Source organism: Macrococcoides caseolyticum (genome assembly GCF_002902665.1).
GTDB classification, from domain to species: domain Bacteria; phylum Bacillota; class Bacilli; order Staphylococcales; family Staphylococcaceae; genus Macrococcoides; species Macrococcoides caseolyticum.
Window position 1 is genome coordinate 43,061 of the sequence record NZ_PPRM01000005.1, and the last position, 17,210, is coordinate 60,270.

18 protein-coding genes are annotated in these 17,210 nt (G+C 36.8%); 14 read left to right on the top strand and 4 right to left on the bottom strand.

Annotated features, from left to right (window positions below; genetic code table 11):
- Window positions 1–10 precede the first annotated feature (10 nt).
- The 7 genes from rlmD to CD152_RS01155 all read left to right on the top strand — a co-directional run bounded on the left by rlmD (window position 11) and on the right by CD152_RS01155 (window position 6,415).
- Window positions 11–1,390 (top strand): 23S rRNA (uracil(1939)-C(5))-methyltransferase RlmD, encoded by a 1,380-nt coding sequence (gene rlmD, locus CD152_RS01125; protein ID WP_103214248.1) that lies wholly within the window; start codon window positions 11–13, stop codon window positions 1,388–1,390.
- Between the two features lie 90 nt (window positions 1,391–1,480).
- Window positions 1,481–1,996: a type 1 glutamine amidotransferase domain-containing protein gene (locus CD152_RS01130; RefSeq protein ID WP_101040229.1), complete on the top strand. Its 516-nt coding sequence runs from the start codon at window positions 1,481–1,483 to the stop codon at window positions 1,994–1,996.
- 196 nt (window positions 1,997–2,192) lie between these two features.
- Window positions 2,193–2,900 (top strand): glycosyltransferase, encoded by a 708-nt coding sequence (locus CD152_RS01135; protein ID WP_012657506.1) that lies wholly within the window; start codon window positions 2,193–2,195, stop codon window positions 2,898–2,900.
- A 65-nt stretch (window positions 2,901–2,965) separates the two neighbouring features.
- Complete coding sequence (recX, locus tag CD152_RS01140; protein ID WP_157821015.1) at window positions 2,966–3,778, top strand: recombination regulator RecX; 813 nt, start codon at window positions 2,966–2,968, stop codon at window positions 3,776–3,778.
- Complete coding sequence (locus CD152_RS01145) at window positions 3,756–4,070, top strand: YfhH family protein (protein ID WP_041636160.1); 315 nt, start codon at window positions 3,756–3,758, stop codon at window positions 4,068–4,070. Before recX ends, CD152_RS01145 begins: the two co-directional genes overlap by 23 nt.
- A 12-nt stretch (window positions 4,071–4,082) precedes the next feature.
- Window positions 4,083–5,612: an ABC transporter ATP-binding protein gene (locus CD152_RS01150; protein ID WP_101141420.1), complete on the top strand. Its 1,530-nt coding sequence runs from the start codon at window positions 4,083–4,085 to the stop codon at window positions 5,610–5,612.
- Between the two features lie 8 nt (window positions 5,613–5,620).
- On the top strand, window positions 5,621–6,415 hold the full coding sequence (locus tag CD152_RS01155) for a hypothetical protein (RefSeq protein ID WP_101040225.1): 795 nt from the start codon (window positions 5,621–5,623) through the stop codon (window positions 6,413–6,415).
- 47 nt (window positions 6,416–6,462) lie between these two features.
- On the opposite strand, the gene CD152_RS01160 is transcribed toward CD152_RS01155, so the two are convergent.
- A complete protein-coding gene (locus CD152_RS01160) occupies window positions 6,463–7,443 on the bottom strand; it encodes a metal-dependent hydrolase (RefSeq protein WP_101040223.1) in 981 nt (326 codons plus the stop codon).
- A gap of 96 nt (window positions 7,444–7,539) precedes the next feature.
- Here CD152_RS01160 and mutY point away from each other — a divergent pair, with 96 nt between their 5' ends.
- The 4 genes from mutY to CD152_RS01180 all read left to right on the top strand — a co-directional run bounded on the left by mutY (window position 7,540) and on the right by CD152_RS01180 (window position 11,806).
- Entirely contained in the window at window positions 7,540–8,574 is a 1,035-nt protein-coding gene (gene mutY / locus CD152_RS01165) for an A/G-specific adenine glycosylase (protein ID WP_101141422.1), read from the top strand.
- 65 nt (window positions 8,575–8,639) lie between these two features.
- Window positions 8,640–9,191 carry a nucleoside tri-diphosphate phosphatase gene (gene ntdP, locus CD152_RS01170; protein WP_041636159.1) on the top strand — a complete coding sequence of 184 codons (552 nt, stop codon included), beginning with the start codon at window positions 8,640–8,642 and terminating at the stop codon, window positions 9,189–9,191.
- Between the two features lie 122 nt (window positions 9,192–9,313).
- A complete protein-coding gene (locus CD152_RS01175) occupies window positions 9,314–11,062 on the top strand; it encodes an ABC transporter ATP-binding protein (protein ID WP_101040219.1) in 1,749 nt (582 codons plus the stop codon).
- Between the two features lie 141 nt (window positions 11,063–11,203).
- Window positions 11,204–11,806, top strand: coding sequence for a DNA-3-methyladenine glycosylase (locus CD152_RS01180; protein WP_086039109.1), 603 nt, complete (start codon window positions 11,204–11,206; stop codon window positions 11,804–11,806).
- Window positions 11,807–11,851: 45 nt separating this feature from the next.
- On the opposite strand, the gene CD152_RS01185 is transcribed toward CD152_RS01180, so the two are convergent.
- Entirely contained in the window at window positions 11,852–12,934 is a 1,083-nt protein-coding gene (locus CD152_RS01185) for an FUSC family protein (RefSeq protein WP_086039108.1), read from the bottom strand.
- Between the two features lie 62 nt (window positions 12,935–12,996).
- Window positions 12,997–14,283 (bottom strand): glutamate-1-semialdehyde 2,1-aminomutase, encoded by a 1,287-nt coding sequence (locus CD152_RS01190; protein WP_101141423.1) that lies wholly within the window; start codon window positions 14,281–14,283, stop codon window positions 12,997–12,999.
- Between the two features lie 81 nt (window positions 14,284–14,364).
- Here CD152_RS01190 and CD152_RS01195 point away from each other — a divergent pair, with 81 nt between their 5' ends.
- The 3 genes from CD152_RS01195 (at window position 14,365) to perR (ending at window position 16,296) form a co-directional block, all read left to right on the top strand.
- On the top strand, window positions 14,365–14,829 hold the full coding sequence (locus CD152_RS01195; protein ID WP_086039107.1) for a peroxiredoxin: 465 nt from the start codon (window positions 14,365–14,367) through the stop codon (window positions 14,827–14,829).
- Complete coding sequence (locus tag CD152_RS01200) at window positions 14,829–15,776, top strand: phosphoglycerate dehydrogenase (RefSeq protein ID WP_157821016.1); 948 nt, start codon at window positions 14,829–14,831, stop codon at window positions 15,774–15,776. Before CD152_RS01195 ends, CD152_RS01200 begins: the two co-directional genes overlap by 1 nt.
- A gap of 70 nt (window positions 15,777–15,846) precedes the next feature.
- Window positions 15,847–16,296 (top strand): peroxide-responsive transcriptional repressor PerR, encoded by a 450-nt coding sequence (gene perR, locus CD152_RS01205; protein ID WP_099483407.1) that lies wholly within the window; start codon window positions 15,847–15,849, stop codon window positions 16,294–16,296.
- A gap of 6 nt (window positions 16,297–16,302) precedes the next feature.
- Here perR and CD152_RS01210 read toward each other — a convergent pair whose 3' ends face one another.
- Window positions 16,303–16,707, bottom strand: coding sequence for a DUF2614 family zinc ribbon-containing protein (locus CD152_RS01210; protein ID WP_101141426.1), 405 nt, complete (start codon window positions 16,705–16,707; stop codon window positions 16,303–16,305).
- Between the last annotated feature and the right edge of the window lie 503 nt (window positions 16,708–17,210).

Genomic DNA, 17,210 nt, shown 5'->3' on the forward strand with positions numbered 1-17,210 from the left:
GAGATTATATATGACAGATATACAAGTAAAAGTCGGTCAGCAGTTTCCTTTAACAATTAAGAGACTCGGTATCAACGGAGAAGGTATTGGTTACTTTAAACGCAAGATTACTTTTGTAAAAGGGGCGTTACCTGGAGAAGTCATCGTCGCACAAGTAACAGATATTAATCCGAAATACTTACAGGCAAAGATGGTTAAGATTCGTGAAAAATCAAATGAACGTGTAAAACCGAAATGTAATGTATTCGATTTATGTGGAGGGTGTCAATTACAGCATCTTTCTTATCGTGGACAGTTAAAGTATAAGAAACAAATTGTTGAAGATGCGCTGACGAAATATGCACCACACGTGAAGCTTGACAAAATTAAAGATGTTAAAGGTATGCATAATCCTTACACGTACCGTAATAAAAACCAGTTTCCAGTTGAGAAGACCGGACGTAAAGTGCGTGCCGGGTTATATAAGGAGCACTCGAATACCTTAATCGACTTACATGAATGTATCGTCCAGGACAACCGTACGATGCATACGACGAATGAAGTGAAGAAGATTATGAGCGAACTTAACATCGATGCTTGTAAGAATCCGATGCGCGAAAAAGGTGTGCGCCATATCGTTACACGTGTGGCACTTGCAACAGGTGAAATTCAAGTTGTGTTCGTCACAAATACTAGACATTTAAAGAAACAAGATCTATTAGCAGAACGTGTGATGCGTTTAGCTGGCGTGAAAAGTGTTGCATTAAATATTAACACGGAGAAGACATCAATTGTTATGGGTGATGAAACAATTGTTATTGCCGGTGAGGAAACGATTCGTGAGCAATTACAAGATCATATTTATGACTTATCAGCGGAAAGCTTCTTCCAGCTTAATCCGAGACAGACTGTTGTACTTTATAATGAAGTACGCGATGCAGCAGCACTTACAGGTAAGGAGAATGTGGTAGATGCATTCTGTGGAACAGGTACGATTGGTATATGGCTAGCAGATAATGCAGGTGAAGTCCGCGGTATGGATACGAATGAAGACGGTATCGTCAACGCCATATATAATGCTACATTAAATGGTGCGGATAACTGTAAGTTTGAAGTTGGCGATGCATCAGAGAAATTAAATGAATGGATTGAAGAAGGTTTCTATCCAGATGTAATAACAGTGGATCCGCCAAGAACTGGGTTATCTGAAGCAACGATTAAATTAATCAATGAAATTAAACCGAAGACATTCGTTTATACGAGCTGTAATCCTTCGACATTGGCGAAAGATTTAGCACATTTAACGAAAGCATTCCAGGTGGAGTATATCCAGCCAGTGGATATGTTCCCTCAAACAGCACAAGTGGAAGCTGTAGTGAGGCTTACACGTAAAAGAAAATTAAGGAAATAATAAATATATTCCTCATAATTTATTATGGATGTTTTATCATCTCAAAGCGGGGTATACATTACTATAACGATTTTAGGAGGAACTTATATTATGAGTAAGAAAATCGCAGTAGTACTAGATAATTTATTTGAAGACGTAGAATATACGAGCCCCGTTGAGGCACTTAAGAGTGAAGGACATGAAATTACTGTAATCGGTAAGGAAACAGGTACTGTAAAAGGTAAATCTGAAGATACAGAAGTTCAAGTCGACAAAGCAATCAGCGATGTAAAACCTGAAGACTTCGATGCGTTACTTATCCCTGGTGGTTTCTCACCTGATATGTTACGTGGAGATGAGCAAGGTCGTTTCGGTGAGTTTACGAAACATTTCGTTCAAGATGAAAAACCTGTATTTGCTATCTGTCATGGACCGCAATTATTAATCGATACAGATTTATTAAAAGGTAAGAAATTAACAAGTTTCTTATCAGTGCGTAAAGACCTCGAAAATGCAGGGGCTACAGTTGTAGATGAGCCAGTAGTTGTGGATTCTAATATCGTAACATCTCGTACACCTGATGATTTAGAAGACTTCAATAGAGAATCATTAAATTTACTTAAATAATGGCATTATTAAAAGGTATCTCATTTGAGATGCCTTTTTTGTTATGATTATAAGACCGATTTTGCAGTTTTTCATCGAGAATTAACACTTAGGAGATATCCTTTCTCGGTCTTAAGATTGATTTTCACCTCTATTTATCAATAATAATTCCTATTCAACATACACGATGATATGATATTGACTAAGAGGTGACTGCATGAAAAGAAAAGGGTGTGGATGTTTATCCATTTTATTTATTCCGTTATTACTATTAACATTTTATATTGGTTTTAATATATTTCAGGGCTATCGTGTTAATATTGATGATTTGCAATCAATTGAACAAAAACAGACATTCGTTGCTGCAAATAATATGCCGAAACATTTAACCGGTGCATTTGTCGCATTAGAAGACAAAAGGTTTTACAAACATACTGGTGTAGACTGGCTAGGTACGATGCGTGCAATATTTGTCTCATTGAAAAATGGTGAAGCATCTCAAGGTGGGAGTACGATTACACAGCAATTGGCGAAGACCTATTTCTTTAACAATGAGAAATCAATTTCCAGAAAGATTAAAGAGGTAGTAGTGGCTAAACGTATAGAGAACAATTATTCAAAGGATCAGATATTAAGTTATTATTTAAACACGATTTACTTTGGTGATAATCTGTACTCAGCTGAAGATGCTGCAAACCATTATTTTAATACGAGTATACATGTAAGTAATGCGTACTATCCACAAGTAACCGTTCTACAAAGTGCACTATTAGCAAGTGCAATCAATGCACCTTCTGTTTATCAGATCGATGATTACCAGAATGATGCAGCGCTCAAATCCAGAACAGAGTTCACGTTAAATAAAATGTTAGAGCAGAATGTAATAACTGAAATGCAATATAATGAAGCATTAACGGGTTTATAATATAATGTAAGACGAGATACTGTCTCGTCTTTTTTATTTTGAGGACAGTGTGATGGAGGGTTATGATGGAACATAAGATTACAAAGATTGAAGTTCAAAAGCATAACAAAGACAGATTTAATCTGTATATAAATGGCAATTTCTTTGCCGGTATTGATGCTGCGACGTATGTCTATTTTAATTTGAGGAAAGATCTCATATTATCCGATGAAGATCTCCGTAACATCGGTGAATATGATGGGTATCGTGTTGCAATTAATAATGCTTTAAACTATTTATCATATAAGAAACGCACAGAATCAGAAGTGCGAAATTATCTCGCAAGCGATGAAGTGCGTGGTGAAGTAATCGAGCGCGTCATTCAGTATTGTAAGGAAAATAAGTATATCGACCACGATGATTATACGAAGAGTTATATGAATACATTGCTGAACACAACAGATAAAGGTCCTGCAATATTCGTACAGACCTTAAAGCAGCTGGGCGTTGAACAAGCGATTATAGATAAATATCATGTACAGTTTGAAGGTTTGATCACTTCAGAGCGTATCGATAAGATTGCTCAAAAAGTTATGAGAAAATATGAAAAGAAGCAATCCGCTAAAATGATTGAACAGAAAGTTATTCAAACTCTTATTCAAAAAGGGTATAATTTGGATATTGCAAATGATGCGATGAAAAATGTTAAACTTGTTACAAGTGATCTGGCGTTAGATAAAGCGTTCGAAAAAACCGTAACGAGACTCGCAAGAAAACATGAAGGTTACGTCCTTAGTCAGAAAGTTATACAAAGTTTAATGCAAAAAGGATTTCTTTACGATGATATTATGACAAAGATAAAGGATAGTGGATTAAGTGGAAGAGAAGAAATTAATTGAAATGACGCCGCATGAGTTACAACAGATTACAGCAGATTACAGAGAGAAAGCACGTAAAGCTGAAATGATGGGTATTGTGAATGAATACGAAGTATGGATGCGTAAAGCACTTATTGCAGAAAGTTATTTAGTCGATGCACAGAAAGTACAGCCGGGCAAAGTATATGCGCTCGTAGGAAACCCACCGGAATACTTTAAGGTAGACCGCGTTAAAGGTGTGTTTGCCTGGGGGTTCAGACTAGGTGGAACACTTGAAGAAGAAGGTATCCCACTTGCATTGCTACAATTATAAGGAGAATGAAAGATGACGAGTGAAATTTTAGTAAGATTACTCAATGTTACAAAGTATTTCAGACAAGTCAGTGGTTTTCAGAAGTTCAGAGATTTAATGGTGCCTGAATCTAAGAACCATGTTGTTGAAGTTAAAGATGTAACGATTCATCTCTATCGCGGCGAAATACTTGCTTTAGTTGGCTTACCGAATTCTGGTAAATCCATTATCGGAAAACTTATGGCTAAAGTTGTTGAACCTAACAGCGGTCGCGTTAAGAATGAATATTTAACATTTCTTGCAAGTCATAATCATATATTTGAAGGCAGTACTTCAGTCAGACAGCTGATCGAGTCAATTTTCCTTACGTACAATATGCCACTTCAATCATACAACGAAAAGCGTAAGCATGTGATAGACTTTGCTGAGCTTGGTGGCAAGGAGAAGTGTTCGATCCAGCAATTAACGATAGAAGAACGTACGAAGCTACTCGTAAGTCTTGCATATTTTATAAAACCTGATGTGATTATCTTTGATGAACTATATCAGTATATGGATAAAGACTTTAAAAAGAAGTTTCATATGGTTATTGATATGTTCAAGAAAGAACGACGTGCTATCGTGCTGATTGATTCGAATATGGAATTAATTCGAACGCGTGCAAACTACATTACATGGATGAGTCATGGGCAAGTAAAGCAATCGGGGACTCCCGATGAAATTCTGCCGTTATATCAATCTTATGTAAGTGATTATTATAGCTGCCGTACGGATGAAGAGCGTGAATTGTTCGATCTTCAGATGCGTATGTCACGTAGCCTTAATCACGACAAGGATGAACAGCTAAGTCGTATAAAAAAGTATGGTGGTGCAATCTTTGATGAAAAACTACAGCGGATATTAATATCGACATTGATGTTAATCGCAGGTATTGCAGTGATGTTCCTATTGATGATCAACGACATCGGTATGAAGAAAACAGAAGTTGCAGCTGATGAAAAAGGGATTGTAGAGAAAAATGTGGATGAATTTCGTGAAAAGTATGCAATTGGTGTTACAAATAAGCCGACCGAACTTCAAGGCGAACAAAAGGTGAAATTACCGGCTGGTCATACTATGACGATTTCTAGCATTGGTGATGAAACATATAAAGTGGATTATCAGAAGAAAACTATGGAAGTTAAGCAACAGGATATTATATATATTAATCCGGCAGCACTGTATGATGAGTATACGTTAAGTGAGCTTGAAGACTATATGTATGACAACTATTCGAACTTCAGGGAATTCTTCAATGGTTACCTTGGGAAGCATCATAGTGTTATCAACAAAGAACTTTATCCTGAAAGTAACGATCGATTTAAAATTAAGCTCACTAAAAATGAAATCTACCTTCACTTTAATGACTATGATATTATGAATGGCATTAGTTTTCCGATAGTCAATGAAGAAAAGCTGAGACAGAAATTCAATATTAGTACAGAACAATGGATTATTAAAATAGATGATGGCTACGCTATTGCTGACTTCAGCAAAGGCGAGTGGCTAATTATACAGATGTAGGTGTTTACATGAATGAAATTTACCTGTCAATAAAATATATTCCACACACATTAAAAAATGCGTTGCTAGAATTTTATTATAACCAGAAGCGCTATTTATCCTGGCTTACCTTAAATATTTTTGTAATAGCTGTAACATTCTTCTACATGAATGTTACAGAGAGTCTTCCGTTAGAACGTATCACAAAAATATGGCAGCTTAGTGGGTATTTGATGTTTATGTGTATCGGGTGCTCCATTTATTATGCGATGAAGATTCTACATAAGAGAGGCTATGTACTTAATATTACGAATCTACCGAGTTACGTACTAATTACAGTACAAATCATGAATTTTATCTTTATATTCTTAATTTCTTATATTGTACTGCAGCTTGTTGCATTAGGAAATAAAATTGAATTAACGACAAATATATTTTGTATTCTTTACTTTGTACTGATGACTATTATTTTACTGATGCCTATCTGTACTATAGTGGCACTAGGGGGACATTTAACACGTAATATAAAAGCGATGATTGTATTGCTTCTGCTTATTATCCTTGTCACTTCTCCGATTCTCTGGGTTCCAGGAAACTTGCCGGATTTACTGATAAACATACTGAAACTCAATCCGTTCAACTTTGTAATCAACGGGGTACAGGAGTCTACGGTGTTTGGAACAAATGCATTTTTTAATCTGCCTTCACAAGTTATTTTTATTTTTGAACTTGTTATCCTCTATACATGGTTTGATTATTTATTTACGATCTTGAAGGATGAAATTAATATAAATAAAAAAGGTAGTAAAAAAGTTAAATTATAGAAAAACCCGAATATCGGCGTGTCATTAATAACACGCCGATATTCGGGTTAAATTTTACTCTTAACGAGCTTACGCTGTAATTTTTCTTCTGAGAATACCCATCCCGTGTAGCTATGTGTGACGCGGTATGCGCCATCTAGGCTAAGAATTGCAACGAATGAATAATGTCCGTCCTTTAAGTAACGTAAATCGATAAAGCGAAGTTCATATCCTGTACTCGTTTCCGTGATGGTATAGCGATATATAGAACTAAAGCTTAAGAATGCGCGTAAGTTTCTGTCATGCTTCGCATACTGCATCACTACGTTATCTGGAAGTTTCTTACGTGCGAATTTATCACTAAAGTGAACACTTCCCTTATAGCTTCTACCGATATAGTCATACTTATCAGTCTGGACAGCAATACGCCATTCAAAGAATCTGATTGTTGGTGCAACAAATGCTTTGATGACCGTCTCATCTTTAGGAATACGTAACAGGACGTTTTTCTTAATCATTTGTTGCAGCATACGTCGAATGATATAGTAGACGATAAGTAGTATGTAAAGACTGCCAAATGTAGAGATGGGGTTAAAGCCGATATACCATAACAATATTGCAATGATATGTGATATAAATATAATCGGATCAAATGTGTTAATAATACCGATTTGTATCCATTTCTTAGTAAACGGTCGTAACGCCTGAGTCCCATATGAATTAAAGATATCTACAAAGACATGCAGCAATACAGCAATTTGTGCCCACATCCATAGGTGCAACGGGGCATCCACTTTAAAAATGAGCATCATCATAACCGTCAGCACAATTGGCCAGAATAATGTAAATGGTATTGAGTGTGTTATCCCGCGATGATGAGTGATATATACTGCATTATTACGTAACTTCAGTACGGTATCGATATCAGGTATTTGTGAACCGATCATAACTGTGGTTACAACCGCAGGGTACATAGAAGTTACTGCAGGATCGATTGTTGCAAGGCCAGCAAGTGCAACGCCCATAACGACATGAGTGGCAGTATCCATAGTATCATTCCTTTCAAGTTTTATTATAGAACAAATAGAATATAATGATAAATTATTCATGCTTAGAATTTAAATTTTTTTAGAAAGAGGAAAGCGATGTTAAACAAACAGCAATTCTCACAGCATCTCCTGGACTGGTTTTATAAGAATAAACGAGAGATGCCTTGGAGAGAAACGAAAGATCCGTATAAAATCTGGTTATCAGAAGTGATGCTGCAGCAGACACAGGTCAATACGGTTAAACCTTATTATTTGAAGTTTACAGAACGGTTTCCTGATATACGTACGCTGGCATCTGCAGAGATTGATGAAGTAACGAAATATTGGGAAGGACTTGGGTATTACTCTCGTGTACGCAATTTTCATAGTGCTGTGAAAGAAGTACAGGAAAGCTATAATGGCGTAGTGCCGAATAATCCTGAAGACTTCTTAAAGTTGAAAGGGGTCGGTCCTTATACACAAGGAGCAGTGATGAGCATTGCATTTAATCATCAAATACCAGCAGTTGATGGCAATGTCTACCGTGTGTTCTCTAGATTGGATAATGATGATTTTGATATATCAAGTTCATCAGCACGACGTCATTTTGAAGACAAGGTGATGGATGTCATACCAAAAGCAGCAGGTGACTTTAATGAAGCTTTGATGGAACTTGGCGCAACTGTATGTACACCTAAGTCCCCGCTATGTATGTTCTGTCCAGTTCAGCAACATTGTGAAAGTTATAAAGCAGGTACTGTACAGCTAAGACCTGTCAAACTAAAGAAGATTAAAAAGAAGACAGAACATTGGAAAGTGCTTGTGATTATGCATGACGATAAGATATATATTGAACAGCGACCATCGACTGGTTTACTGCAGTCGATGTGGCAGTTTCCGATGTTTAATATCGGCACGCATCAAGATACGATTGAAGAACAGCTGAATATGTCTTTATATGTTGAAGCTGATGCTTTTATGTCACTTAAGCATCAGTTTACGCATGTGACTTGGGATATGGAAGTTTATCGTGCCGTGGCATTAGGTCGTGTAGATAAAGCGAGATTTATAGATATAGAGGAGAAAGAACGTTTCAATTTCCCTGTATCGATGACAAAAATATTCAAAAAATATATTGATGAGTTGAAATAGGTTAAATGTGAAAAAAGTTATGTTATAATTTAAAATGCAAATACTAAATATAGGTGGTGTGGAACATGGTCAAAGAATCCATACCAAAAGAAGGCCAGAATGTGCAGATTCAAAGCTATAAACATAATGGGAAAATTCACAGAATCTGGTCCGAAACAACGATTTTAAAAGGAACAAATCATGTCATTATCGGAGGGAATAATCGTACTCTTGTAACTGAGAGCGATGGTCGAACTTGGGTTACACGTGAACCTGCAATCGTCTATTTTCATGCAGAATACTGGTTCAATGTCATCTGTATGTTCCGTGAAGATGGCGTGTATTATTACTGTAACTTATCCTCACCATTCGTATGTGATAGTGAGGCTATTAAGTACATTGATTACGACCTGGATATTAAAGTATATCCAAATGGCAAGTATCATCTGCTTGATGAAGATGAATATCAGCAGCACATGAAACAGATGAACTATCCCGAAGAGATCGATTTGATCCTAAGGCGAAACGTTGACATTTTGCAACAATGGATTGAAAGAAAGAAAGGGCCATTTGCTCCGGACTTTATTAAAGTCTGGCAGGAAAGATTTCATTTTCAAAAGAGAATCAAGGAAGATTAAGGATACAGAGCAGTAATCCTCTTTGTTAAATCCGGACAGTGTGAAGAAAATGTATGTCGTTTTCTGCATTGTTCGGTTTTTTGATTCATTAACGAAGAAGAATAATATTGAAGGAGAATAATATGTTAAAGCGCTATATGCAATTTGTAAAACCCTATACGATGCTGATTATCTTGACCATTATGATAGGGATATTAAAGTTTGGAATTCCGTTGTTAATACCATTACTGATCAAATATGTTATCGATGATGTCATCGATAACACATCGATGTCAGTTGCAGAGAAGAAAGAAGCATTACTGCAAGCATTACTCCTGTTTGGATTTATCTTCACGGTTATTCGTCCGCCTGTTGAGTATTTCAGACAGTATCTTGCACAATGGACAAGCAACAAGATTTTATACGATATTAGAAAGAAGCTCTATAAGCATCTTCAGGCACTGAGCGTGAGATTTTATGCTAACAATAAAGTTGGAGAAGTCATCTCACGTGTTATCAATGATGTCGAATCGACAAAGGATTTCATCATAACAGGTCTGATGAATGTATGGCTGGACTTAGTTACGATTATCATTGCACTTGCCATCATGTTCACGATGGATGTCAAGCTGACACTTGTGTCATTGATCGTCTTTCCATTCTATATGTTCAGCGTCTATTATTTCTTCGGCAACCTACGTAGGCTTACGCGTGAACGTAGTCAGTCACTGGCAGAAGTGCAAGGATTCCTGCATGAACGTGTTCAAGGTATGACATTGATCAAGACGTTTGCCATCGAAGAAGAGGAGAATAAGCGGTTCGATAGACGCAACAAGAACTTTTTGAATAAGGCGATGAATCATACCAGATGGAATGCCAAAAGTTTTGCTGTGATCAATACGATTACAGATATCGGGCCATTGCTTGTAGTAGGCTTTGGTGCATGGCAGGTCATTGGTGGTCATCTCTCGGTCGGTGCATTAGCAGCATTTATCGCATATCTTGACAGATTGTATGGCCCTTTAAGAAGACTGGTCAGCTCATCAACGACATTAACACAAAGTATGGCATCGATGGACCGAATGTTCCAGCTCTTTGATGAACCTTACGATATTAAAGATACGAAAAATGCACGTGATATTCAGATTCACCGAGGAGATATTTCATTTAACAATGTTGGATTTAAGTATAACGAAGATGATACAGAAGTATTACACAATATTAATCTGGATATTAAAAGTGGTGAAACTGTAGCGTTTGTTGGAATGAGCGGTGGGGGTAAATCGACAATGATCAGTCTAATACCGAGATTCTACGACGTTACGCAAGGTGAAATTACTGTAGACCATCATCCGATCAAAGATTATACACTGGAAAGCTTACGTACACAGATAGGAATGGTCATGCAGGATAATATTCTCTTCTCTGAATCGATTCGTAATAATATCTTGTTAGGAAAACCTGGTGCCACAGAAGCAGAGATGATTCAGGCTGCGAAACTGGCGAATGCCCATGATTTTATTATGAGTTTACCTGACGGCTACGATACAGAAGTAGGCGAACGTGGCGTTAAGTTATCAGGTGGTCAGAAGCAACGTGTTGCAATTTCTCGTGTATTCCTGAAAAATCCGCCGATTCTTATACTGGATGAGGCGACGAGTGCGCTGGACCTTGAAAGTGAAGCGGTGATACAGGAAGCATTAGAGTCCCTATCTCAAGATAGAACAACAGTAATCGTCGCACATAGGTTGTCGACGATCACACATGCAGATAAGATTGTAGTGGTTCAAGATGGTGAGATTGTTGAAATGGGTACCCACCATGAATTGATGCAAAAGCATGAACATTATTATAATCTCTATTCTATTCAAAACTTAGAAAGTGTTGATTAAGAATTATCTATTTAAATCTATAGCGACTTCGACAAGGTCTATCTGCAATACTCATTGTTTCCAAAAGAAATGAGTGAGCTGGAAATTGAACGGTCTCTAGTTATCGCAAAGTGATATAGAGTTCCGAAGGAGGCGATTTAATTGGATTTGTCATTTTTGGCATATGATACATTAACAGCAGCACAAGCCTTGCTCGGAAAGTATATTTATACTGAGCAAGATGGTGCTGTTACCGGTGGATATATTACTGAAGTAGAAGCTTATCTAGGTGAACATGATAAAGCAGCACATGCATATCAGCTTCGTCGTACAAAGAAGAATGAAATGATGTATCGTGATTTTGGCACCATCTATGTATATACAATGCATGGTCACCACTGTATGAATTTTATAACGAAAGATAGAACACAACCTGAAGGTGTACTTATCCGAGGAATCGAACCTGTAACAGGAATAGATACAATGATACAGAGAAGAGGTCGTGAAAATCATCTGACAGACGGACCAGGAAAGCTGACACAAAGTTTAGGGATAAGAAGAGAGCAGTACAATGGAACGCGTTTAAATGATGACGGTGTAAATATAAGTGAAGGTAGAACACCGAAAGTAATTACAGCATCAAAGCGTATCGGAATCGAAAATAAAGAAGAGGCGGTAGATTATCTTTATCGATTTACTGTAAAAGGAAATCCACACGTATCAAAAGATAAAGTCATGGTAGAAGAGAATAATGGTTGGCAATAACATAAAAGGGAGTGCGATTTCGCACTCCCTTTTATGTTGAACAAATTATAACTCTTCACTATGTTCGATTCTGAATTTCTTATCCTCTTTATGAAACTTATAGAAGCTATGTGTAATACGATCAAGGTGTTCGAGTTTATCACGATAATCAAATAGTGTCCCGATAATTACAAATATATGTTCCTTGCTATATGCATCACTTGGTGTCGTGTTGATTTCTTCAAGAAATGCATCCATGATATTGAGCTTATAAGGTTCGGTTATCCCGGTTTGACAGTCATGTTTTGTAGCGGGCACTTTCTTTGATATCCGCATAAGCAGCTCTTCATGTAGTGTCATTAATTCATCGAGTTCAAATTTAATCTGAACTTTTAGTTCTTCCGGCAAATTAATGACATCATTTTCGTATCTATGAATTTTGCGCAGTACATCATAGGCGCGACGCGTTGCCAGTACAGTCTCTTTAAAGATGATCTTTTTGCGTAGATTCCGAATACTGCCTTGTTTCGTGTATGCACGTTCTTCTTTATACAAGTTATACTGTTCTTCAAGTTTCTCGATACGACTGCGGATGTTATCTATATCTCTTTTTACTGCATGGAATTCTGTTGAGCCATTAATTTCTAGACGAATCCACTTGAAAATATCACTCGAGATACTCAAACATTGATAATAAATCTTACTTTCGAATTTAGGTGGTAAAAATAATGTGTTCACGACAAACGCACTGATTACTCCAATCATAACGAACGTAAATCTTAAAACAGCAGATTCCAGGAACGCACCGTCCTGGTGGTCCATAATAATAAGCTGAGTGACTACAGCAAGACCTGTGACATGTGAAAGGTTGACTTTCTGTAATATTGAAATCAGCATAATAGAAGTAATGCCGATAATGACGATATGAAAACCAAATAAAGAAGCCATGATTATTGCAAGTACAGCACCTATTAAGTTTCCTTGAAATTGTTCGATGATCGTTTTATATGATCTGTACACATTGGGTTGCATTGCAAATAATGCCGAGATACCAGCAACGATTGCGCCTTGTCCATTGATTTGATGTGCGATTAACAAGGCAATGATAATAGCAATTCCAGTTTTGAATATACGTGCACCTAATTTCATATTTTGACCTCATTTATTTATTCGTTAGTACACTTATACATGACATTGCATACTTTTTCAAGCTACATTTGTTTGAAACTGTTTTCAACTGCGATTAGTGTATCTTGAATATCTTGTTCGGTATGAGCGATTGTAATGAACCATGCCTCGTATTTAGAAGGTGCAAGGTTGATTCCTTGATGTAGCATCAATTTAAAGAATTTGGCGAAGGCTTCTCCATCCGTCGCTTCAGCTTGTTCATAATTCTCTACCTTTTCATCTGTAAAATAAATTGTCATAGCACCTTTAAGACGATTAATATTGGCTTTGATACTGTATTTTTCAATCAGTTCATTCATGCCTGTCTCAAGCATCTCACCAAGCTTATCCAGATAATCATAAGTGCCTTCAGCTTTGATCACTTCAAGTAGAGCGATACCTGCCTGCATACTTAATGGATTACCTGCCATTGTACCTGCCTGATAAGTTGGACCAAGAGGAGCGACATGTTCCATGATATCCTGACGTCCACCGTATGCTCCAATCGGTAAGCCGCCACCAATAACTTTACCGAAAGCTGTCAAGTCAGGTTTTACACCAAGCATATCTTGTGCACCACCATAGCAGAAACGGAATGCAGTGATAACTTCGTCATAGATAACAAGCGCCCCGTGACTATGTGCTACTTCGTTCACTGCTTCTAGAAATCCTGCATGGGGTTCTACAATACCGAAATTACCGACGATTGGCTCAACTAATACACCCGCAATCTGATCGCCGAAGTGATAGAATGCTTCTTTGAATTGTTCGATATCATTAAATGGGACTGTAATTACTTCTTGTGCCACACTCTTTGGTACACCTGCTGAGTCTGGAGTACCAAGCTGTGAAGGGCCACTACCTGCTGCTACAAGCACTAAATCTGAATGGCCGTGATAGCATCCTGCAAATTTAATGATCTTATCTCTGCCAGTGTATGCACGCGCAACACGAATCGTTGTCATCACAGCTTCCGTACCTGAGTTAACGAAGCGGACTTTTTCTAATGATGGGATTGCTTCTTGCAGCATTTCTGCAAACACAACTTCGTGTTCAGTCGGAGTACCATATAGTACACCGTTTTCTGCAGCACGTTTAATTGCTTCTGTAATGTGTGGGTGTGCATGACCTGTTATAATCGGGCCGTATGCTGCAAGATAATCAATATATTTATTACCATCCACATCGTAGAAGTAAGCACCTTCTCCACGGGCCATAACCACTGGAGTACCTCCTCCAACGGCTTTATAAGAACGAGAAGGTGAGTTAACACCTCCAAGAATTGCGGCATTTGCACGATTTTGTATTGCTTCTGAATTACTAAAGTTCATTTTATCGACCTCTTTTGTTTTGTATTTTCGTCTACTATACTATCATATACTTATACAATATTTGAGGATGGAGTGTTATTTATGTTAGAAAAAGGAATGCTATTACCTGATTTTAAGATGGAAAATCAAGATGGGGAAATCATTACAAATCAAGATCTGTTCGGTAAAAAGACAGTTTTATACTTCTACCCTAGAGATAATACACCAACATGTACAACTCAAGCGTGTGATTTCAATGATAATCTAGATGTACTTAATGCACTGGATGCACAAGTATATGGTGTAAGTGGAGATAGTAAAGTAAAGCATTCAAATTTTATTAATAAATACAATTTGAAATTCGATTTGCTGGTTGATGAAGACTATGCGTTTTCAAAGCAGTTAGGTATATATAGGCTCAAGAAGTCTTTCGGTAAGGAGTCAATGGGCATTGTCAGAACGACGATCATTCTTGATGACGATACGCGAATCCTTCAAGTATTTGATGGTGTCAAGGTGAAGACGCAGATGGAAGAAATAAAAAAGGTATTACAAGGAGAAAAATGATGAATATTATTTCAAATGTAAAACTTGGCGAAATATTGGAGGAACTTAAAGCGCAGTTCCCTGAACATGCTTTTAGGTCAATAGCGTTAAAAGATATGACTGAAGAAGATAAGGCAAGCATGGATATATTAATTTCACATGACGGGCAAATAGATGAAGCATTTCTCCTGCAATGTCCGAATTTGAAATGGATAGCCTGGTATGCAGCTGGGGTTAACAAGTTACCTCTTGCTACAATTAAAGAGAAGAATATAATATTAACGAATGCACGTGGCGTACATAAAGTACAGATCTCGGAGTATATATTCAGCTATATTATGACGGACTACAAAAATGTACTAGAATATTATAAATTACAGCAGGATAAAGGCTTTAAAACAGATATTAGACACAAAGAATTGTTCGAGCAGACCATCTGCTTTATCGGTACAGGAGAAATCCCATCGTATGCTGCACGTATTGCACAAGCATTCAATATGAAAGTAATTGGTATCAATACAGCGGGGCAAGATAAAGCGTATTTTGATGAAGTATATATTATTGATGAACGCCTAAGCGCATTTGAACAATCAGATATAATTGTCAATGTATTGCCGGAAACAGAAAGTACGATAGATCTACTTAAACATGAAGATTTCCAGGCGATGGGGAGTGATGCATTGTTTATCAATGTAGGCAGAGGCACTGTAGTTAAAGAAGATATACTGATTCAAGCATTGACAGATAAAGTCATTAGATTTGCTTGCCTCGATGTCTTCTATAATGAACCCCTTGAAGCGAATCATCCATTATATAGATTAGACAACGTGATTATGACGCCGCATATAACTGGGCTGAGTACCCATTACAATCAACGTGCTACAAATATCTTTGTTGATAATATGAATATAGGAATTGATAATAAACATAACTTCAAGAATCTAGTAGACTTAGACAAAGGGTACTAAACTAGGTATTTGACAATATGGAAATTTAAGATGTAAAATAGAATTACTATAAAGTAAAAGAGGTGGTCAAATGTCAGTTCATACGCAGGAAGACTTTCTGCAAGAAGCAATCAGCACGTTAAGAAAGACTGGCGTAAGGATTACACCTCAACGACAAGCTATTTTACAGTACCTTATTGCAACGGATAGTCACCCATCAGCTGATGAAATTTATAAAGCGTTATCTCCGAATTTCCCTAATATGAGTGTGGCTACTGTCTATAATAACTTAAAGGTCTTCAAAGAGAGTGGTCTTGTAAAGGAACTCACATATGGTGATGCAGCGAGCAGATTTGATTTTGATACGCAGAATCATTACCACATTATCTGTACAGCGTGTGGTAAGATTAAAGATTTTCACTACCCAAGATTAGATGAAGTAGAGAATATTGCAGAACATATTACAGGTTATGCTGTTACCCATCATCGTATGGAGATCTATGGTGTATGTCCAGAATGTCAAAATAAAAACGGAAACTAATTTTAATTAGTTTCCGTTTTTATTTTGTTCTTCAAGTGCCTTGCTCTTTCTCTTATTATTATAATCTTGATTGAACGCTTTACCTTCTAATGTAGGATCGAGTGTCAATGGTTGGTTGCAATTAGCACATATATCCGCTCTGCCAAGCATCTTTGTATAATGTTCACAGTTTGGACAGCGTACCTGTACAGTTCTTGTCGATAGCATACCGATCCAGAAATACATTACGAAACTGAATAAGAATAATAATGTACCAATCAATAAAAACAATGAAAATAGCAGTTTACTATGAGAGAAATAGAATATTGCCGCACCTATATACATTACAATCATTGCAATAAATATAATAGAAAGTGCCCAAGTACGCATTCTGTTAATCTTACTCGTAGGTTTTCTGTTGAATAACTTCAAGTCATCATCTCCTATATATACTGACAAGAATTATAACATATTCTATCTATACTGTTATAATAACTCACTATAATTAAATTAAGGGTTATAATCTTATCGATAGAACTGCAGTATATAGAAGAAAGGATAATAAATGAAAAATAATTATAAAAAGGCTTGACGAATATTTGTTCACTTGTTAAGATATAAAAGTCGCAAAAACAAGCGACGCCAACGATTAAGCGTTTGAAAAACAAATTGAAAAAGTGTAAAAAAGGCTATTGAAAGTTTGTTCTCAAACATTTAATATTAATTGAGTAAGAACGGCGCACGAAACATTTCAAACTAAGAAATCGCGAGTGTAAAACTTCTTCAAAATAAAGCTTGCAAACAAGAATGAAACGTGTTAAACTTTTATCTTGTAGCAACAAAAAATGAACATTGAAAACTGAATGACAATATGTCAACGTTAATTCCAATAATTTGAGTGATTAAGTTCACTCCCAAGAGTGATTGCCTCAAGC